The following is a 16,224-nucleotide window of genomic DNA, read 5'->3' on the forward strand; positions in this document are numbered from 1 at the left end:
GGGGGGATTGAGCATGTTGAATCAACATCAGATGGATAGCTCGCTTCCAGCCCGCGAATATTGGCTGGAGCAGCTGTTAGCGATAAGCGACCCAGTGCTTACAGCACTCGCCGAGCGCCGCCTGAAGGAAAAGATGCCGGTTGAATGCGCAGAAATTGAAGGGGCGAGTGAGGAAGAAAAAGCGGGTTTATTGGCGGACCGAGCTAAATACACCCATTTGGAAGCGCTCGGGCGGCTTTTGTCCGGTATGGCTCCTTGGCTTGAAAACGGAGGGCTTACAGGAGTAGAGGAAGAGCTGCGCAGCCGATATGCTGAGCTCGCCCGCACCGCAATCGATGCTGGCACCGATCCGGAGTCGCCGGATTGCATGAACTTTAGCGATGGCTTCCAGCCGATCGTTGATGCGGCTTTTTTGGCGCAAGCGATCCTTCGTGCCCCTATAGAGCTTGGGGAGAAGCTTTCGCCGCGCGTGAAAGCTAATGTTATTGCTGCACTGAAGCATACGCGGACGAGGAAGCCGGTATTCTCGAACTGGCTGCTGTTCGCTGCAACGATCGAATCCGCTTTGCTTAAGCTTGGAGAGAGCGACTGGGACCCTATGCGGATCGATTACGCTTTAAAGCAGCATGAGCAGTGGTATTTGGGTGATGGGGCTTACGGGGATGGTCCGGATTTTCACTGGGACTATTACAACAGCTTCGTAATTCAGCCGATGCTCGTTGATGTGCTTGCCGCTGCAGGCGATCACTACGAGGAATGGGACGCGATGCGGGCTGCAATAACGAGCCGTGCCAGCCGCTATGCGGGCGTGTTAGAGCGACTGATCGCAGCTGATGGAACATATCCGCCGATTGGGCGGTCGCTCGCCTACCGCTTTGGCGCTTTCCAGAGCTTGGCCCAAAGCGCGTTGCTGGACGCTTTGCCTGAGGATGTAAGTGCCGCGCAGGTTCGCTGCGCGCTAACGGCAGCCATTCGGAGGACGCTTGAACAGCCTGGCAACTTTACGCCGGACGGCTGGCTCACCATCGGCTTCTGCGGCCATCAGCCGAATATAGGCGAGCGTTATATTTCAACCGGAAGCCTTTATCTGTGCGCTGCGGTGTTTCTGCCATTAGGCTTGCCGAGCGAGCATCCGTTTTGGAGCGGGGCAGATGAGGCATGGACGGCGCAGAAGGCGTGGTCGGGGCAGCCGTTTGGCATCGATACGGCATTGAAGTAAGCGAGGCTGGTCATGAAAAAGGCAGACGACGGACAATTCCGTCGTCTGCCTTCTTTGGTTGTTATTGTGCCTGCGCTTCAGGGAAAGCTTCGGTCTGTACAGGCGGAAGCGGGTTGCGCTTTATTTTGACCTCTTGGAAGGTGATTTTGTTTGAAATAATGTAGTCGGGCGTTTTGCGGTGGGAATGGGATTCACGGAATGCCTCGCTTTTTGTCCAAGCTTTAAAATCATCCTTGGAGTTCCAGCGCGTGACGACGGATACTTCATCGTAGTCTGCCGTATTTTGCGTGAGCAGCACCTCTAGTCCGAGAAAACCTTCCATGGCTTCTACTTTGCCGATTCGATCGAAGCGTTCGATCAGCTTGTCGCCGTTCCCTTTCGTAATATGGGATGTATTCGTCACAATAATCATTGTTGCATCCTCCTCGTATTTTTTTGGTATGGGAATAATGACGGGATAGTTTTCTGCGAAGCTTACTTTAGCCTCGATTTCATACACTTGCCTCAAAAAGCGAGAAGTAATAACCGATTGCGGATTACCGCTTGAGACAATCTCACCCTCCTTCATTGCAATCAAATGATCGCAATAGGCGGCAGCTTGCTGCAGGTCATGAAGGACCATCACAATCGTGATGCCATGCTCTTGATTAATTTTACGAAGCATGCCCATAACCTCAAGCTGATGGGAGATATCTAAGTAGGTCGTGGGCTCGTCGAGCAAAATGATGCTGGTCTTCTGGGCCAGAGCCATCGCAATACGCGCTTTTTGTTGTTCACCTCCCGATAGAGTATGGAACATCCGATCGTCATGGCGGCGGATGCTCATCGTTTTCATCGCCCAATCTATAATTTGCTGATCCTCATCGGTTAGCTTCTGTCTAAACAAACGTTTGTGGGGAGAACGTCCGTATGCAATCAGCTCGCGGACGGTTAGCTCGGGAAGCATATCCTTCGCTTGCGGAAGCATGGAGACGGTTCTGGCAAAGTCAGCTCTTGAATAGGCTTTAGCAGCCTTGCCTTCAATGGCAATCTCCCCTTTGTCTGCATCCAGCAGCTTGGCGATGATTTTGAGCAGGGTCGACTTGCCGGAGCCGTTCGGGCCGATGATGCCTGTCATTTTGCCAAGCGGGACCGCAGTAGAAATGTCGATGAGCTGGAACATTCCCATCTCAAGCGCAAGCTCCTTTAAATCAATTGCCGTATCGTTAGCTGTCATCGCCAATTACTCCGTTTCCTTAATAATAGTAGAAAAAACGGTGCGCCAATGCATGCAAGCAAAATGCCAACCGGAAGCTCGATCGGATCGAACCATGATCTGGCGATCGTATCGGCCAACACGACCAGCGCCGCACCGCCTGCTATGGAGACAGGGAGGAGATACCTGTAATCCTCTCCTATGAGCAGTCTTACCGCATGCGGGACAACGAGCCCGACAAAGCCGATTAATCCGGCGACGCTGACCGCGGCGCCTGCCAGCAAGGAAGAAAGGAGGATGAGCAGCAATCTTTGCAGCTCTACCTTCTGGCCGAGCAGCTTAGCGGAATCATCGCCAAGCAGCATCACATTTGCGGGCTTGATAGCAAGAAACGTGAGAGCAAGGCCGATTAGCGCGTACGGAGCCATAAAAGACAGATGATGCCAGCTCCGGCCGTTCAATCCCCCCGACAGCCATGGCAAAACCGCCTGGATCCTATCGCTGTAAACGACCATGATGCCGTTCATAATGGCGCCAAGCAGGGCGTTGATCGCGACACCGGCGAGGACGATTTTGACGGGAGAAGCGCCTTTATCCCACGATATGAGATAAATGATGATTGACGCTGCAAATGCGCCAGCAAAAGCTGCGGCAGGCAGCAAATAGCTTAGCTGCGGCAGCAGCACCATCATCATAACGGCGGCAAGCCCGCCGCCTGCCGATACCCCGATAATGCCGGGATCCGCTAACGGATTGCGCATAACTCCCTGCAGGATAGCGCCGGCAGCAGCCAGGCATGCGCCTGTCAGCAAACCAACCAATACGCGAGGCAGCCTTAAATTCATAATGATCGTTTGCTGCGCCGATTGTATATCAGTCGTAAGGATAAGCCATATTTCCTTGAGCGATATCGATACGGAGCCGTATGACAATCCATAAAAAGCGCTTAATAACAGAAGCAGCGGGGCGACCGCCAAAGCGATCCTTCTTCTTTTTGTTCGCAATTGTTTATTCATTTTGTTCCTCTCAGCGCTGCGCTGCCGTCTCCAACATGTCGTGCAGCCATTCGAGCGACTCAATAATGCGAGTTCCCGGATTGGAGCCGAATAAGTCGGACGGCAATACTTCCACTTTGTTTTGCTTCACGGCATCCAGGCTGCTCCAGGCAGGGTTTTGCTGCATTTCCTTTAGAAACCCCTTCTTCACTTCCTCCGGATTGCCATGGGTCATAATGAGAATAAGGCTGGGGTTTGCTTCCACAATCCGCTCCGAATTGAGCTGCGCATACTGCGGATAGCTTTGCAGGCTCGGATAGTTGGACGCGATATTCGTACCGCCTGCCAGTTCTAGGATGTTGCCGCTGAGCGAGTTTGGCAAAGCAGCCATATAAGTTCCCGGTGCTCCATAGACGAGCAGAGCTTTCGGTTTCTCTTGGTTTGCTGCTGTATGAAATTGCTTCAGCTTGTCGTCTATCGTTTGATTAAGCTCCTGCGCCCGCGCTTCCTTTTGCAGAAGCTGGCCGAATAAAGTGATTTGCGCTTTTATCTCATTAACGGAATTGGCGCTTGTGAGAATGACCTTAGAGCCAACCCCTTCAAGTACGGGGACATCCTTTGTATTCATCGGATTGTTGCCGAGCACGACATCTGCGCGGAGCAGCGTGATTTTCTCAAGATCAACCTCATGGGCAGAGCCGATTTGCTCCACTTTTTCTGCTGCAGCCGGGAGTGAGGAGGAGGTTGAAGCAGGTCTGCCTACCAGTTCCCCGCCTAGCGCGTACACAATATCCGTTTCACCATTGCTCAAAGCGACAATATGGTCTGGCACCTTGTCAAAGGTGATCATGCGTCCAGCAAAGTCCTTTACTTGAATCCGCGCGGGGGGCGGATCCGAAAACTCATTTGTTCGTGATGTTTGTCCGCTGCACCCTACAGCAGTGAGCAGCAGAGCGGCGCAGCAAAGCAACAAGCCTTTATTCATAGGACCCTCCAGCCAAATTTCTAAAAAGAAAATTTTTACTTTTATTGTATTGAGATTAACACATTTATATAAACGAAATATCGATTATTTAAAAATTTAATAAAGGTTGACGATTGCTTTGAAAGTGGAGTAACATCGTCTGTGGTTTAAGATTTTAAGCTTAATTTAGGGAGAGGAGTCACTTTATAGGGGATGGGGCCCGTGAATGGGATAGGCTGCCGAGCGGTAGAGCGTGAGACATGAGGGGATGGAACCGGCTTTAATCGCAGGTTTTATGAAGGTTTTAGAAATGAAGCGCAAATAATCGGAATATATTTTTTTGTTTTATAATGAGAATGATAATCATTACTTATGAATGCGGAATGAATGAGATAATATTTTAAAAAAGAAAATAAAAACCTATTTATAATGATTATATATACTATATTTTTACATAAATAATGGAGGTTTAAAATGATGATGAAACGATTTTATCGGTCTTATATCATAGCGGTCATTAGTGCGATAAGCCTGCTGCTCGCCGCATCTGCCGTGCAGGCAAAATCCGATCGGACAGACGGTACCTATACCGCTACTTATCTCGTTCTCAAAGCGGAGGATGATTCGGTATCGATGGCTAATGACTATTGGGAAAAGCCGGCGACCGTTCTGATCGAGAAGGGTGAGCCGACGATTCGGTTGACTATCAATCACAGCAAATGGGTGACGGAATTTAAGGTGACGAGTGCTGGCGGCCATGCGGATGCGAAGGTCATTAGCAGGGATATGACAGAGGATAAAAGAGTAGTCGAGTTTAAGGCCGATGATTTGTCAAAGCCGGTTACTTCGAAAATCCATGTGACGGTTGCGGACATTGACTATGATCATGATTACACCATTCGTATTGTATTCGATCAGGATAGCTTTAAGCTCGTGAAGGCAGCACAGTCCGAGCCCAAAGAAACGGCGCCTGCCAAGCAGGAGGAGAAAAATCCGGCCGCAACGGGGAAGCCCGCACAGCCGGCAAGCACGGCTAAACCAGCAACGGGTGCAAAGCCTGTTAAGCCAGCAGCCACCGATACGGTGAACGCACAAGCGACAGTTGCGCCAGAGACCAAAGCTGAGGCAATTGAAACGACGAAACCGGCTCAAGGGAAGCCGGAGGTTGCTATAGCCGCCTCGCAAGAGGAAACTGCCAAACCGTCAGCTGCGCCAAGCGAACAGCCAGCGGTAGAGGAATCGTCAAGCGAGGTGCCAGCGGAGACAGCCTCTGAACAGCCTGCGCCTACGGAGGAAGCGGGGCAAACGGCAGCGCTGGATGCTGAAGCAGAGACCGTAAAGGCTTCGATTGATCCAGCGGTTGTCGCAGCTGAGGTGCTCGATGTGCAGGAGCAATCGGGCAGCAGAACGTTTTGGGTCGTGACGATCCCCGTTCTTATTGCTGTAGTCGGCGCGATCGCGATTTGGATGCTGCGTAAGCGAGCGATGAACAAAAAGGTCTAATAGCCGCACCATTATAAAATGACATGCGGGAGGGCGCCATATGGATGGTGTCCTCTGCGGTGTTTTTAGGGAGGAGAAGGGAAGAGATGAAGCAATTCTTATGGACGATCATCATAGCCGCTTTAATGGTCGCTCTAGCAGGCTGCGGCGGCATTAAAAGTGACGTGAAAACGATCAATAACGAACAGGCCAAGGGGCAAACGGCAGTAGGCAATGAGAAAAAGACTGATGAGGAGGGGGAGGAGCAAGAGCATCGCGTGATCGCGACGACCGTGGCGGTTACGCAGATCATGGATGCGCTGGGCGTTGATCTCGTCGGCATTCCTACAAGCGTGAAGTCATTGCCTGAGCGGTACAAAACGGCAACCAAGGTGGGCAATCCGATGAGCCCGGACATGGAGCTTGTGAAATCATTAAAACCTACTGAAGTGCTATCGGTAACGACGCTGAAGTACGATCTGGAGCCAGTATTTGAAAATGTAGGCGTAAAGGCAAACTTCCTTGACCTGACGAGCCTTGCCGATATGCAAGCGGCGATCATTGAGCTAGGCAAGACTTATGGAAAAGAGGCGAAGGCAAACGAAATTGCAGCTGGCTATGACGAGAAAATAGCGGAGATGGCAAACAAAATGGAAGGCAAGCAAAAGCCAACCGTACTTATTTTGCTAGGCGTGCCGGGAAGTTACCTCGTTGCAACGGAAAATTCGTATATCGGAGATCTTGTGAAGCTGGCTGGGGGAGTCAATATCGTGCAGGGCGAGACCGTCGAATATTTGGCTTCCAACACCGAGTATTTGCAGCAGGCTAACCCGGATGTGATTTTGCGGGCCGCGCACGGAATGCCGGAGGAGGTTATTAAGATGTTCGACAAGGAGTTTAAGAAAAACGATATTTGGAAACATTTTAACGCGGTGCAAAATGATCGGGTGTATGACCTGGAAGAGGCGCTGTTCGGAACGACTGCGAGCTTAGCGGCCAATGAAGCGATGGACGCTTTGATGGAGATGCTTTATCCATGAAAATAAACAAAAAAATTGTCAGCTTTGTGGGCGTAATTATTTTGCTGCTTGGCGTTATCATGATTTCTGCGACAACGGGCAGTATAAAGGTTGGCTTGGTAGAGCTTACGGAGGGCTTGTTCAGCGGAACGAATGAGGAAGTAGAGGTTGTCAAAGATTTGCGGCTGCCGCGCATTATCGTCGCTTTGCTGACAGGAGCGGCGCTTGCCGTCTCTGGCGTGCTGCTTCAGGCCGTCATGCGTAATCCGCTTGCCGACGCGGGCGTGATCGGCATTTCTTCGGGAGCCGGCTTTATTTCGCTGCTTATGGTGACGATTTTTCCGGCGATGTTTTTTTGGATGCCGCTGTTTTCATTTTTAGGAGGCGCGTTTGCGTGCTTCTTGGTGTATTCATTCTCTTGGAAAACAGGGCTGAGCCCGATGCGCATTATTTTGGTAGGCGTCGCGATTAATGCAACCTTCACCGGACTCGGACAATCGTTTAATTATCGCGGAAGCTATGCGGTGACCTCGGTCAATCAGGCGATCAGCTCTATTTTTACGATGAAAACATGGAGCGATGTTGAGATATTAGGCATTTATGGCGTGATCGGGCTTATTTTGTCGCTTTTCGTATGCTCGTGGTGCAATATGCTGGCTTTGCAGGATAAAACGGCAGGAAACTTAGGTCTTAGCGTGACGAGAGCGCGTCTAATTATCTCTATTATCGCGGTGCTGCTTGCTTCGGTTGCGACAGCCGTTGGCGGCTTGATCGCTTTTGTCGGCCTGCTTGTTCCTCATATTGCGCGATTGTTGATCGGCTCGGATCATCGGCTGCTTATCCCCTTTTCGGCGTTAGCCGGAGCTTTGCTCATATTAAGCGCGGATACGCTCGGCAGAACGATTCTGGCACCGACCGAAATTCCGGCTTCTATTATAATGTCGATTATCGGCGGGCCATTTTTAGTATTCATGCTGAGAAGGGGTGACCGCATTCATGGAGCTTAATCAAATTACATATGCTTATGAAAGACAGCCCGATATTTTGAAAAATATATCCGCGGACGTTGAGCTTGGTCGGATTACGACGGTTATCGGCCCTAACGGGAGCGGCAAATCGACGCTGCTGGGCGTGATGGCGCGTAATTTTGCCCCGAAGAGCGGCCATGTCATATTGGATGGGAAAAACATAACCGATTTTAAGCCGAAGGAGCTGGCCCGCCAAATAGCGGTCGTGCATCAGCAGAATGAAGCGCCGTCTGATATGACGGTAGAGAAGCTGACGAGCTACGGACGGCTCCCCCATCGCAGCATGTGGACGCAAAGCGGCACGGAGGATGAACTCGCTATTGAATGGGCGTTAAAATGCACGAAGCTCGTTGAGAAGCGGCATTTGAGGTTGGATCAGCTGTCTGGCGGCGAGCGGCAGCGCATATGGATTGCAATGGCGCTGGCGCAGAAGACGCCTTTTTTATTTTTGGATGAGCCTACGACCTACCTCGATATGTATTATCAGATAGAAGTGCTTGATTTGATCAAAAGCTTAAACGTTGAATATGGCTTGACCATTGTGATGGTGCTGCATGATGTGAATCAAGCGGTTCGCTACAGCGACAGCATAATTGTGATGAAAGACGGAGAGGTACATATGGCGGGAGCGCCTAAGATGGTCATTACGGAGCAAACGATGAAGGATATTTATGGCGTCAAAGTGACGATCAAACAGGAGGAAGAGGCGGGAATGATTGTTGTTCCTTTGGGTATAGTGTAAATTAACGGAAAATTAAAACCAAGCACTTGAAATTAACTTTGAAAATGAGTATGATAAAAATAGTTGTTAGCACTTGAAGGTTTCGAGTGCTAACGAGAATAAAAGAAGCGACAAATTTTGAAGGAGGCTATTTTCAATGATCAAACCTTTGGGTGAACGCGTATTGATCGAAGCAATCGCGAAAGAAGAAACAACAGCTAGCGGTATCGTATTGCCGGATTCGGCGAAAGAAAAGCCGCAAGAAGGTAAAGTGGTAGCAGTTGGCAGCGGTACGCTGAAAGATGGCGTTCGTGTTGCTTTGGAAGTTAAAGAAGGCGACCGTGTTCTTTTCTCCAAATATGCCGGTACTGAAATCAAATACGAAGGTAAAGAGTATTTGATTATGAAAGAAAGCGAAATTCACGCGATTTTTGAATAACAGCCCGCTTAGGGACACATAGAAGGCAAGACATAGCAGTTCTACTTAAACTATTTTGGGAGGTTTTACGTTAATGGCTAAGGAAATTAAATTTAGTGAAGATGCTCGTCGCGCAATGCTGCGCGGAGTTGACGCTCTTGCAAATGCAGTTAAAGTAACGCTTGGTCCAAAAGGCCGCAACGTTGTACTTGAGAAAAAATTCGGAAGCCCGCTCATCACGAATGACGGCGTATCCATCGCTAAAGAAATCGAGCTAGAGGACGCTTTTGAAAACATGGGCGCTCAACTCGTTAAAGAAGTAGCTACAAAAACAAATGACGTAGCAGGTGACGGTACAACTACCGCAACTGTTCTTGCTCAAGCGATGATTCGCGAAGGCTTGAAAAACGTAACTGCAGGCGCTAACCCTATGGTTATCCGCAAAGGTATTGAGAAAGCGGTTAGAGCTGCTGTTGAAGAGCTGAAAGTTATCTCGAAACCAATCGAAGGCAAACAATCGATCGCTCAAGTCGCTTCGATCTCGTCTGCTGACGATGAAGTTGGCCAACTGATTGCAGAAGCAATGGAAAAAGTGGGCAACGACGGCGTTATCACTGTAGAAGAGTCGAAAGGCTTTGTTACAGAGCTTGAAGTGGTTGAAGGTATGCAATTCGACCGCGGTTACGTGTCCCCTTACATGATCACGGACACAGACAAGATGGAAGCGGTTCTCGACAACCCTTACATCCTGATCACTGACAAAAAAATTACGAGCATTCAAGAGATCCTTCCGGTTCTTGAGAAAGTCGTACAATCCGGCAAGCAATTGCTAATCATTGCTGAAGATGTTGAAGGCGAAGCTCAAGCTACTCTAGTAGTGAACAAACTTCGTGGAACATTCACTTGCGTTGCGGTTAAAGCTCCAGGCTTCGGCGACCGTCGCAAAGCAATGCTTCAAGATATCGCTGCTCTTACAGGCGGCCAAGTAATTACAGAAGAACTCGGCCTTGAGCTGAAATCGACTGGCGTTGAATCGCTAGGTTCCGCTCGTCAAATCCGCATCACAAAAGAAACAACAATCATCGTTGACGGCAGCGGCAACTCCGCTGACATCGTTGCTCGCGTGAACCAAATCCGCGCTCAACTGGAAGAAACAACTTCCGACTTCGATCGCGAGAAGCTTCAAGAGCGTCTTGCAAAATTGTCCGGCGGCGTTGCAGTAATCAAAGTCGGCGCAGCTACAGAAACAGAATTGAAAGAGCGCAAGCTCCGCATCGAAGATGCCCTCAACTCCACTCGCGCAGCGGTTGAAGAAGGTATCGTATCGGGCGGCGGTACAGCCCTCATTAACGTATATAATGCCGTTGCTGCTGTTAAAGCAGAAGGCGACGAGCAAACAGGCGTAAACATCGTTCTTCGTTCCCTTGAAGAGCCGCTTCGCACAATCGCAGCTAACGCAGGCCAAGAAGGCTCCGTTATCGTTGAGCGTCTGAAAAACGAAAAAATCGGCGTAGGCTACAACGCAGCTACTGGCGCATGGGTGAACATGTTCGAAGCCGGTATCGTTGACCCTGCTAAAGTAACACGTTCAGCTCTACAAAACGCAGCTTCCGTTGCAGCTATGTTCTTGACAACTGAAGCGGTTGTTGCTGACAAACCAGAACCTAAGGGTGCTGGCGCTGGCATGCCTGATATGGGCGGTATGGGCGGCATGGGCGGCATGATGTAATAAGGGGTTAAACCCTTATACATTGTGAAATAGTTTAGACTATTTTCGTCCATCGTGAGAACTGGTCACGTTAAAAACTATTTTCTAAAGTGTAGACTACTTCCTAAAAAACAGGAGGTAGTCTTTTTTATGTTGTTAAAATTTGCTTTTCAGGATTTTCTTGATGACTGACGGTGCAAGAACACGACAGAGAAGACATTTGCAAGTTGCATTGCCAATTCAACAAATGTAGATTTTTTCTACGTCTTCTAGCCAACTTTTTATGCTCCAATTCATTTGGAATATGTTAGTATATTCATAGGTAATTATTCTAGTTTGGTTGAAATGTGGAATCGTATGTTTGATATGAAGTTATTGCATGAATCAGGAAAAAATTATTATATTAGCTGTCAATCGAATGACATTGGCTATAAGTTCAATACAGTTATTATGTGCTCCTGTTGAGAGTCTTCAAACCTCATTAGAAGCCAGCAAACAAACAGTTGTTTCAAGATACGGATAATTCAAACGAGATATTGCGTTGTCCAAAATGCAAATCCACTCAGTTGTCCGCAGGAGACAAAGGCTTTAGCCTTGGTAAGGCAGCTGTTGGAGGTGCTTTGTTAGGAGGAGTTGGACTACTAGGAGGACTTATTGGAAGTAAGAAGCTAATGGTTGGCTGTATGAGTTGTGGGCATAAATGGGAAGCAGGTACTTCATAGGATAAACGGGAGTGGTGTTTGAAGTGCGTAATGCAATATTAATATTCATTGCCTTATCCTCATCTATTTTCATATTCTCTGGATGTTCAAACGGTGCGGATATTGTTAATTCAAGCTCTGACCGTGAATACAATGAATTGGTGGCACAAGCTAATGAATTACATAAGCAAGGAAAGACAGAAGAAGCATTTGAGGTTATATCGGATGTTGTAATAAAGTCAGAGGATATGGATTTCCTTACTGAATTGCTGGACGGAATAAATAAAGATGCAGTTCCTATGCTTGATCTCACTGATATAGAAGTGAGTCGAGATGGAGATTACATTCGTGCAATAGGATCAGTAAAGAATAATGGAGACACATCGTATTCCTACATAAAGGTTATGGCTATATATATGGATGCAAATGATAATGTGATTGATACTGATTGGACATATGCCATTGGTTCATTAGGGATTGAACCAAACGAGAATAGGAGGTTTGAGTTGATGACCAAATATCCAGAGGGGATAAAGAAATATAAATTTCAACTGTTTGAATAGAGATATATATCGTGTAACCGATTAGCGCTAAGAGTACTTCACCATGAGTACTCTCTTTTGTTTGTCTGTGGGTCATTTCATTCTTTATATAGTCTGCAACTTTGGATACGTCAGTTTATGTTTTATGTCTTGAGAGCACCGAAAGCAGGTTCAGTGCTCTCCATTATTTTGAAAGAGAGTTATACACATGATACCGAAAACTCTATCTTGTTTTAACAGCAAGTCTTTTGAATCATGCACAGGTGGGAATGCTTCAATCTAATACTTGATCTAAAATAGGCTTTACTAAACGACGTACTTCATCTGTTGACGTGGTATCCATTAATTGGTTTCTTAGTTCGCCTGCGCCTCTAAATCCACGCACATAGATTTTGAAAAAGCGAAGAAGCGGTTTAAATGGACGTGGTTCGTTTTCTTTTGAATATTTATCGTGAAGATCCAACTGTAAAAGTAGCAAATGGAGAAAATCCTTCGCGCTATGTTCTTTAGGTTCTTTTTCAAAAGCAAATGGATTGGTGAAAATGCCGCGGCCAATCATGACACCATCAACGCCGTATTGTTCCACTAATTTTAATCCTGTTGCGCGGTCAGGAATATCTCCATTAATAGTTAACAGCGTATTTGGTGCAATTTCATCGAGTAATTTTTTTATTTCAGGGATTAGTTCCCAGTGCGCCTCTACTTTACTCATCTCTTTTTTTGTACGAAGGTGAATGGAAAGATTCGCAATATCTTGTTTCAATATATGTCCTAACCAATCGCGCCACTCGTCAATTTCAAAGTAACCCAATCTTGTTTTAACACTAACCGGCAATCCGCCTGCTTTTGCTGCTTGAATAATTTCGGCTGCAACTTCAGGATGTTGTATTAATCCAGAACCCTTTCCATTGGATGCGACGTTTTGGACCGGGCATCCCATGTTTATATCGATACCACGAAAGCCTAGTTTTTTCATATCTATACTCATCTGTTCAAAAAATGCAGGTTTATTGCCCCAAATATGAGCGACGATCGGTTGCTCATCTTCTGTGAACGTTAACCGACCGCGAGTACTGTCTCTTCCTGCAGGGTTACAATAACTATCTGTACTTGTGAATTCCGTGAAAAATACGTCGGGTTTTGCAGCTGTGCTAACGACGTGACGAAATACAACATCTGTGACATCTTCCATTGGCGCTAATATAAAAAACGGCTTTGGTAAATCAAGCCAAAAATTTTGGTCGTTACTCATATTACTTCCTCCTGTTGCAACATATAAAATCGATATAAGCTATAGCAAAGTCCTTTACCCATCATACATAGTATCATTTTTTTTCGTTTGATGCACAGAATCAATTGTGTGAGCGACTGACCAATTAATGTGATATTGGCATTGTTTGCTATAAAAACGCGTTCAGGTGAATAGGCGCCTGCAGTTGAAAATCTTGTGGACCTTAAGTTGGAAATAGGGAAACCAAGGAGAGACGAGAAAACGATACTATTAAATTAAAAGGCTTCTCAATAGTTCATCTGAACTTATCGAGAAGCCTTTTATTTGTGTTGGCTTAACCCCTATCAACCTCATCATAAATAATTCTAGCGATGAGATCCTGCTTATAGTTGCCGAAGCTTTGGCCGTAAATGGTAAGGCCGCCCACATTGCCTGTTTCTGCAACGGCAACCTTGAATTTGATATCTGTATTCTCATTCAGCTGGATATCGGCAATCGTAACATTCGATATTAGGCAGCCGTCGATGAAGGAGCCGTTCTCGTTGACGCGCACCAGCTTGATCAAGCCGTATTGATTCAAGTGGGGCGGCCACCATTCCGGATTATACGTGCCGCGTTCCAGGCCGAAATCACCGGGGGAGGTCCACATGCCAAGCTCTACTCCATTTACGCTAAACACGATATCGGAAGGGTAGTCGTTGTTAAAGCTGGGTGCTTCGGAGCCGATTTCCAATATAAATTGCAGCTCGCTGAAGCGTTGATTGGATTTAAGGTAATTTGGGATTCGATATTCCAAATATCCTTTGCTCAGCCATACGATTCCGGCATTGATATGCTCAGGATCAGCGAAATAGCGAGGATTGTCGAATTCCCCAACGATGCTGTCTTTTGTAGCTAATCCGCACGTTGGTTCGGCATGGTAGTCGCAATAGTGGCCAACTCGCAACTCTACTTCGTATACATTTTGTTTGCCTTTGCTCCTCAATTCGACAGATAATAAATCCTCGTTCAAATAACATATTTTTTGGCGGCCATGGCGGCCAACCGCTGTCGTGATATCAATTAAGCCGCTTTCCTCAAGCTTCTTAATATGCATCGTAATCGCCCCGTTGGTAAGCCCAAGCTTCTCAGCGATCTCATTTAAATTCAAGCTATCGTGTTTGGTCAGCAATTCAAGTATTTCAATTCGGATTTCCGAGCTAAGCGCTTTAAAGATGTTTAAACCTGAACGGAGCTCTTTGATATGGATCAATGTGAGTAGTCGCCCCTCTCCTGACAAGTAATTGATTTAACTTATTATAAATCAAATGATAACGAATGAGAAGGGATAGGTTTTTTATGTAAAAAGAGGGATGGATGGCAGCGGAAAGCAACGTTTTTCTAAAGATATTCATTCGTGTTGCGAAAAACATCCATTTTTGTGTAAAAAGAAGGCGATCTTAGTTTAGTAAAGGTTAAAACAAATGAATAAAGTAAACGCATACATTTTGTGATTGACAAACAAAACCGTCCTCATTATGATGGGAATATCAAACAGTTTAGATTTTTATAAAGTAAATACATAAAAGTATAAAACAAACGAGTTTCACCCAAGTAGCGGCATTGATCCCAATGGGATTAAGCATAGAAGCATACTTATTAAGGGGGAATACAAGTGAAAAAGCATTTGTTGGTCATGCTCTCTTGTCTAGTCATGTTTACCGTTGTTCTGGCTGCTTGCTCGGGTAATAACGGCGGCACGAAGAACGGCACTACGAACAAGGAAGACTCTGCTGCAACCGGTGTGAAAACGACAAAAATTGAATTCTGGACGTTTAACGAGCTGCATCAAAAGTTTTATGAGGATATGGCAAAACGCTGGAATGAAGCAAACCCGGAGCAACAGATTCAGCTAGTCGCTAACACTTTTCCCTATGACGATATGCATAACAAGCTTTTGGTAGCGCTTCAATCGGGAACAGGAGCACCGGATATGGCGGATATTGAGCTGAATAAATTCCCGAATTTTCTTAAAGGCGACCCGCAGCTGCTTCCCCTTAACGATATCATTGAGCCTGAGATTAATAATTTAGTGAAATCAAGGCTGGATATTTACTCGAAAGACGGCAATTATTACGGCATTGACTTCCATGTTGGCGCAGCTGTTATTTACTACAACAAAGAGATTCTCGACAAGGCTGGCGTTAATCCAGATCAAATTAAAACTTGGGCTGATTATGAAGCTGCTGGCAAGCAAGTGCTGGATAAAACGGGCATTCCGATGGCTACACTCGAAAGCGGAGATCTGTGGTCGCTATGGCCTCAGGTAGCGCAGGCGCCGGGCAATGACGATCTCCAAACAGCGGATGGCAAGCTTAATATTACAAGCCCGATTGTAGCAGATCCGCTCAAATGGCAGCAAAGTCTAGTTAAACAAGGCATCGCTATCGCAGCGCCGGGAACTGGCCATCACAGTGAGGAGTACTATGGTTTGATGAACAGCGGCGGTGCTGCCTCCCTATGGATGCCGATGTGGTATATGGGGCGGTTCACCGATTATATGCCGGATCTGAAAGGCAAGATTGCAATTAAGCCTATGCCGGCATGGGCAGAAGGACAGCCTCGTTCCGCAGGTATGGGCGGGACTGGGACAGCTATCACGAAAACGACCAAAAATGCGGAATTAGCCAAAGCATTCCTTGCTTTCGCAAAGATCAGCAAGGAAGGCAACATTCAAATTTGGAAGCAGCTTGGATTTGACCCGCTCCGCTCGGATGTATGGACAGACCCAGCGCTGAGTGAGCCGAATAAATTTACGGAGTATTTCGGAGACGATATTTTTGACGTGCTGACGGATATCAAAGGCGAAATTGAAGGCGTGAACATTAATGAAAATACGCCAACGATTTCCGATGCTTTCAAAACCTCGATCCTTGTTCGCATACTGCTCGACAACGAGGATGTGGATAAAGTACTGAAGGAAGCGGCTGCCCAGCTAAAATAATAGAATGAGAAGGTATCA

The 16,224-nt window shown here is 47.0% G+C and carries 14 protein-coding genes; 9 read left to right on the forward strand and 5 right to left on the reverse strand.

Annotation, left to right across the window (positions count from 1 at the left end; genetic code table 11):
• The first annotated feature begins 13 nt into the window (after nucleotides 1-13).
• Entirely contained in the window at nucleotides 14-1,219 is a 1,206-nt protein-coding gene (locus ADU23_RS13425) for a DUF2264 domain-containing protein (RefSeq protein WP_231637366.1), read from the forward strand.
• A gap of 61 nt (nucleotides 1,220-1,280) precedes the next feature.
• On the opposite strand, the gene isdG is transcribed toward ADU23_RS13425, so the two are convergent.
• The 3 genes from isdG to ADU23_RS13440 are packed head-to-tail and all read right to left on the reverse strand — an operon-like array spanning nucleotide 1,281 to nucleotide 4,394.
• On the reverse strand, nucleotides 1,281-2,435 hold the full coding sequence (gene isdG, locus ADU23_RS33945) for a heme oxygenase (protein ID WP_053374204.1): 1,155 nt from the start codon (nucleotides 2,433-2,435) through the stop codon (nucleotides 1,281-1,283).
• Nucleotides 2,432-3,430: a FecCD family ABC transporter permease gene (locus ADU23_RS13435; RefSeq protein WP_053374205.1), complete on the reverse strand. Its 999-nt coding sequence runs from the start codon at nucleotides 3,428-3,430 to the stop codon at nucleotides 2,432-2,434. Before ADU23_RS13435 ends, isdG begins: the two co-directional genes overlap by 4 nt.
• 10 nt (nucleotides 3,431-3,440) lie before the next feature.
• A complete protein-coding gene (locus tag ADU23_RS13440; protein WP_053374206.1) occupies nucleotides 3,441-4,394 on the reverse strand; it encodes an ABC transporter substrate-binding protein in 954 nt (317 codons plus the stop codon).
• Between the two features lie 456 nt (nucleotides 4,395-4,850).
• On the opposite strand from ADU23_RS13440, the gene isdC reads away from it, so the two are divergent.
• The 7 genes from isdC to ADU23_RS13475 all read left to right on the forward strand — a co-directional run bounded on the left by isdC (nucleotide 4,851) and on the right by ADU23_RS13475 (nucleotide 12,013).
• Entirely contained in the window at nucleotides 4,851-5,876 is a 1,026-nt protein-coding gene (isdC, locus tag ADU23_RS13445) for a heme uptake protein IsdC (RefSeq protein WP_053374207.1), read from the forward strand.
• Nucleotides 5,877-5,962: 86 nt separating this feature from the next.
• Nucleotides 5,963-6,895, forward strand: a complete 933-nt coding sequence (gene isdE / locus ADU23_RS13450) for a heme ABC transporter substrate-binding protein IsdE (protein ID WP_053374208.1) — start codon at nucleotides 5,963-5,965, stop codon at nucleotides 6,893-6,895.
• Between the two features lie 2 nt (nucleotides 6,896-6,897).
• Nucleotides 6,898-7,881: a FecCD family ABC transporter permease gene (locus ADU23_RS13455; protein WP_053377616.1), complete on the forward strand. Its 984-nt coding sequence runs from the start codon at nucleotides 6,898-6,900 to the stop codon at nucleotides 7,879-7,881.
• Nucleotides 7,871-8,644, forward strand: coding sequence for an ABC transporter ATP-binding protein (locus tag ADU23_RS13460; protein ID WP_053374209.1), 774 nt, complete (start codon nucleotides 7,871-7,873; stop codon nucleotides 8,642-8,644). The genes ADU23_RS13455 and ADU23_RS13460 overlap by 11 nt, the downstream gene beginning before the upstream one ends.
• Nucleotides 8,645-8,780: 136 nt before the next feature.
• On the forward strand, nucleotides 8,781-9,062 hold the full coding sequence (groES, locus tag ADU23_RS13465) for a co-chaperone GroES (RefSeq protein ID WP_053374210.1): 282 nt from the start codon (nucleotides 8,781-8,783) through the stop codon (nucleotides 9,060-9,062).
• A gap of 73 nt (nucleotides 9,063-9,135) precedes the next feature.
• On the forward strand, nucleotides 9,136-10,770 hold the full coding sequence (groL, locus tag ADU23_RS13470) for a chaperonin GroEL (protein ID WP_053374211.1): 1,635 nt from the start codon (nucleotides 9,136-9,138) through the stop codon (nucleotides 10,768-10,770).
• A 724-nt stretch (nucleotides 10,771-11,494) separates the two neighbouring features.
• Entirely contained in the window at nucleotides 11,495-12,013 is a 519-nt protein-coding gene (locus ADU23_RS13475) for an FxLYD domain-containing protein (RefSeq protein ID WP_053374212.1), read from the forward strand.
• A 253-nt stretch (nucleotides 12,014-12,266) separates the two neighbouring features.
• Here ADU23_RS13475 and ADU23_RS13480 read toward each other — a convergent pair whose 3' ends face one another.
• Nucleotides 12,267-13,244 carry a tRNA dihydrouridine synthase gene (locus tag ADU23_RS13480; RefSeq protein WP_053374213.1) on the reverse strand — a complete coding sequence of 326 codons (978 nt, stop codon included), beginning with the start codon at nucleotides 13,242-13,244 and terminating at the stop codon, nucleotides 12,267-12,269.
• A gap of 313 nt (nucleotides 13,245-13,557) precedes the next feature.
• Nucleotides 13,558-14,475: an ArsR/SmtB family transcription factor gene (locus ADU23_RS13485; RefSeq protein ID WP_053374214.1), complete on the reverse strand. Its 918-nt coding sequence runs from the start codon at nucleotides 14,473-14,475 to the stop codon at nucleotides 13,558-13,560.
• A gap of 402 nt (nucleotides 14,476-14,877) precedes the next feature.
• Between ADU23_RS13485 and ADU23_RS13490 the strand changes: the two genes are divergently transcribed.
• Nucleotides 14,878-16,206 (forward strand): ABC transporter substrate-binding protein, encoded by a 1,329-nt coding sequence (locus ADU23_RS13490; protein ID WP_053374215.1) that lies wholly within the window; start codon nucleotides 14,878-14,880, stop codon nucleotides 16,204-16,206.
• Nucleotides 16,207-16,224: the final 18 nt, after the last annotated feature.

It is taken from the genome of Paenibacillus sp. FJAT-27812 (assembly GCF_001273905.1).
Taxonomy (GTDB): domain Bacteria; phylum Bacillota; class Bacilli; order Paenibacillales; family Paenibacillaceae; genus Pristimantibacillus.

Coding starts and splice junctions, on each gene's coding strand:
- groES (WP_053374210.1), top strand. CDS start 8,781: ATGATCAAACCTTTGGGTGAACGCGTATTGATCGAAGCAATCGCGAAA.
- ADU23_RS13480 (WP_053374213.1), bottom strand. CDS start 13,244: ATGAGTAACGACCAAAATTTTTGGCTTGATTTACCAAAGCCGTTTTTT.
- ADU23_RS13435 (WP_053374205.1), bottom strand. CDS start 3,430: ATGAATAAACAATTGCGAACAAAAAGAAGAAGGATCGCTTTGGCGGTC.
- ADU23_RS13440 (WP_053374206.1), bottom strand. CDS start 4,394: ATGAATAAAGGCTTGTTGCTTTGCTGCGCCGCTCTGCTGCTCACTGCT.
- isdG (WP_053374204.1), bottom strand. CDS start 2,435: ATGACAGCTAACGATACGGCAATTGATTTAAAGGAGCTTGCGCTTGAG.
- ADU23_RS13460 (WP_053374209.1), top strand. CDS start 7,871: ATGGAGCTTAATCAAATTACATATGCTTATGAAAGACAGCCCGATATT.
- isdC (WP_053374207.1), top strand. CDS start 4,851: ATGATGAAACGATTTTATCGGTCTTATATCATAGCGGTCATTAGTGCG.
- groL (WP_053374211.1), top strand. CDS start 9,136: ATGGCTAAGGAAATTAAATTTAGTGAAGATGCTCGTCGCGCAATGCTG.
- ADU23_RS13425 (WP_231637366.1), top strand. CDS start 14: ATGTTGAATCAACATCAGATGGATAGCTCGCTTCCAGCCCGCGAATAT.
- isdE (WP_053374208.1), top strand. CDS start 5,963: ATGAAGCAATTCTTATGGACGATCATCATAGCCGCTTTAATGGTCGCT.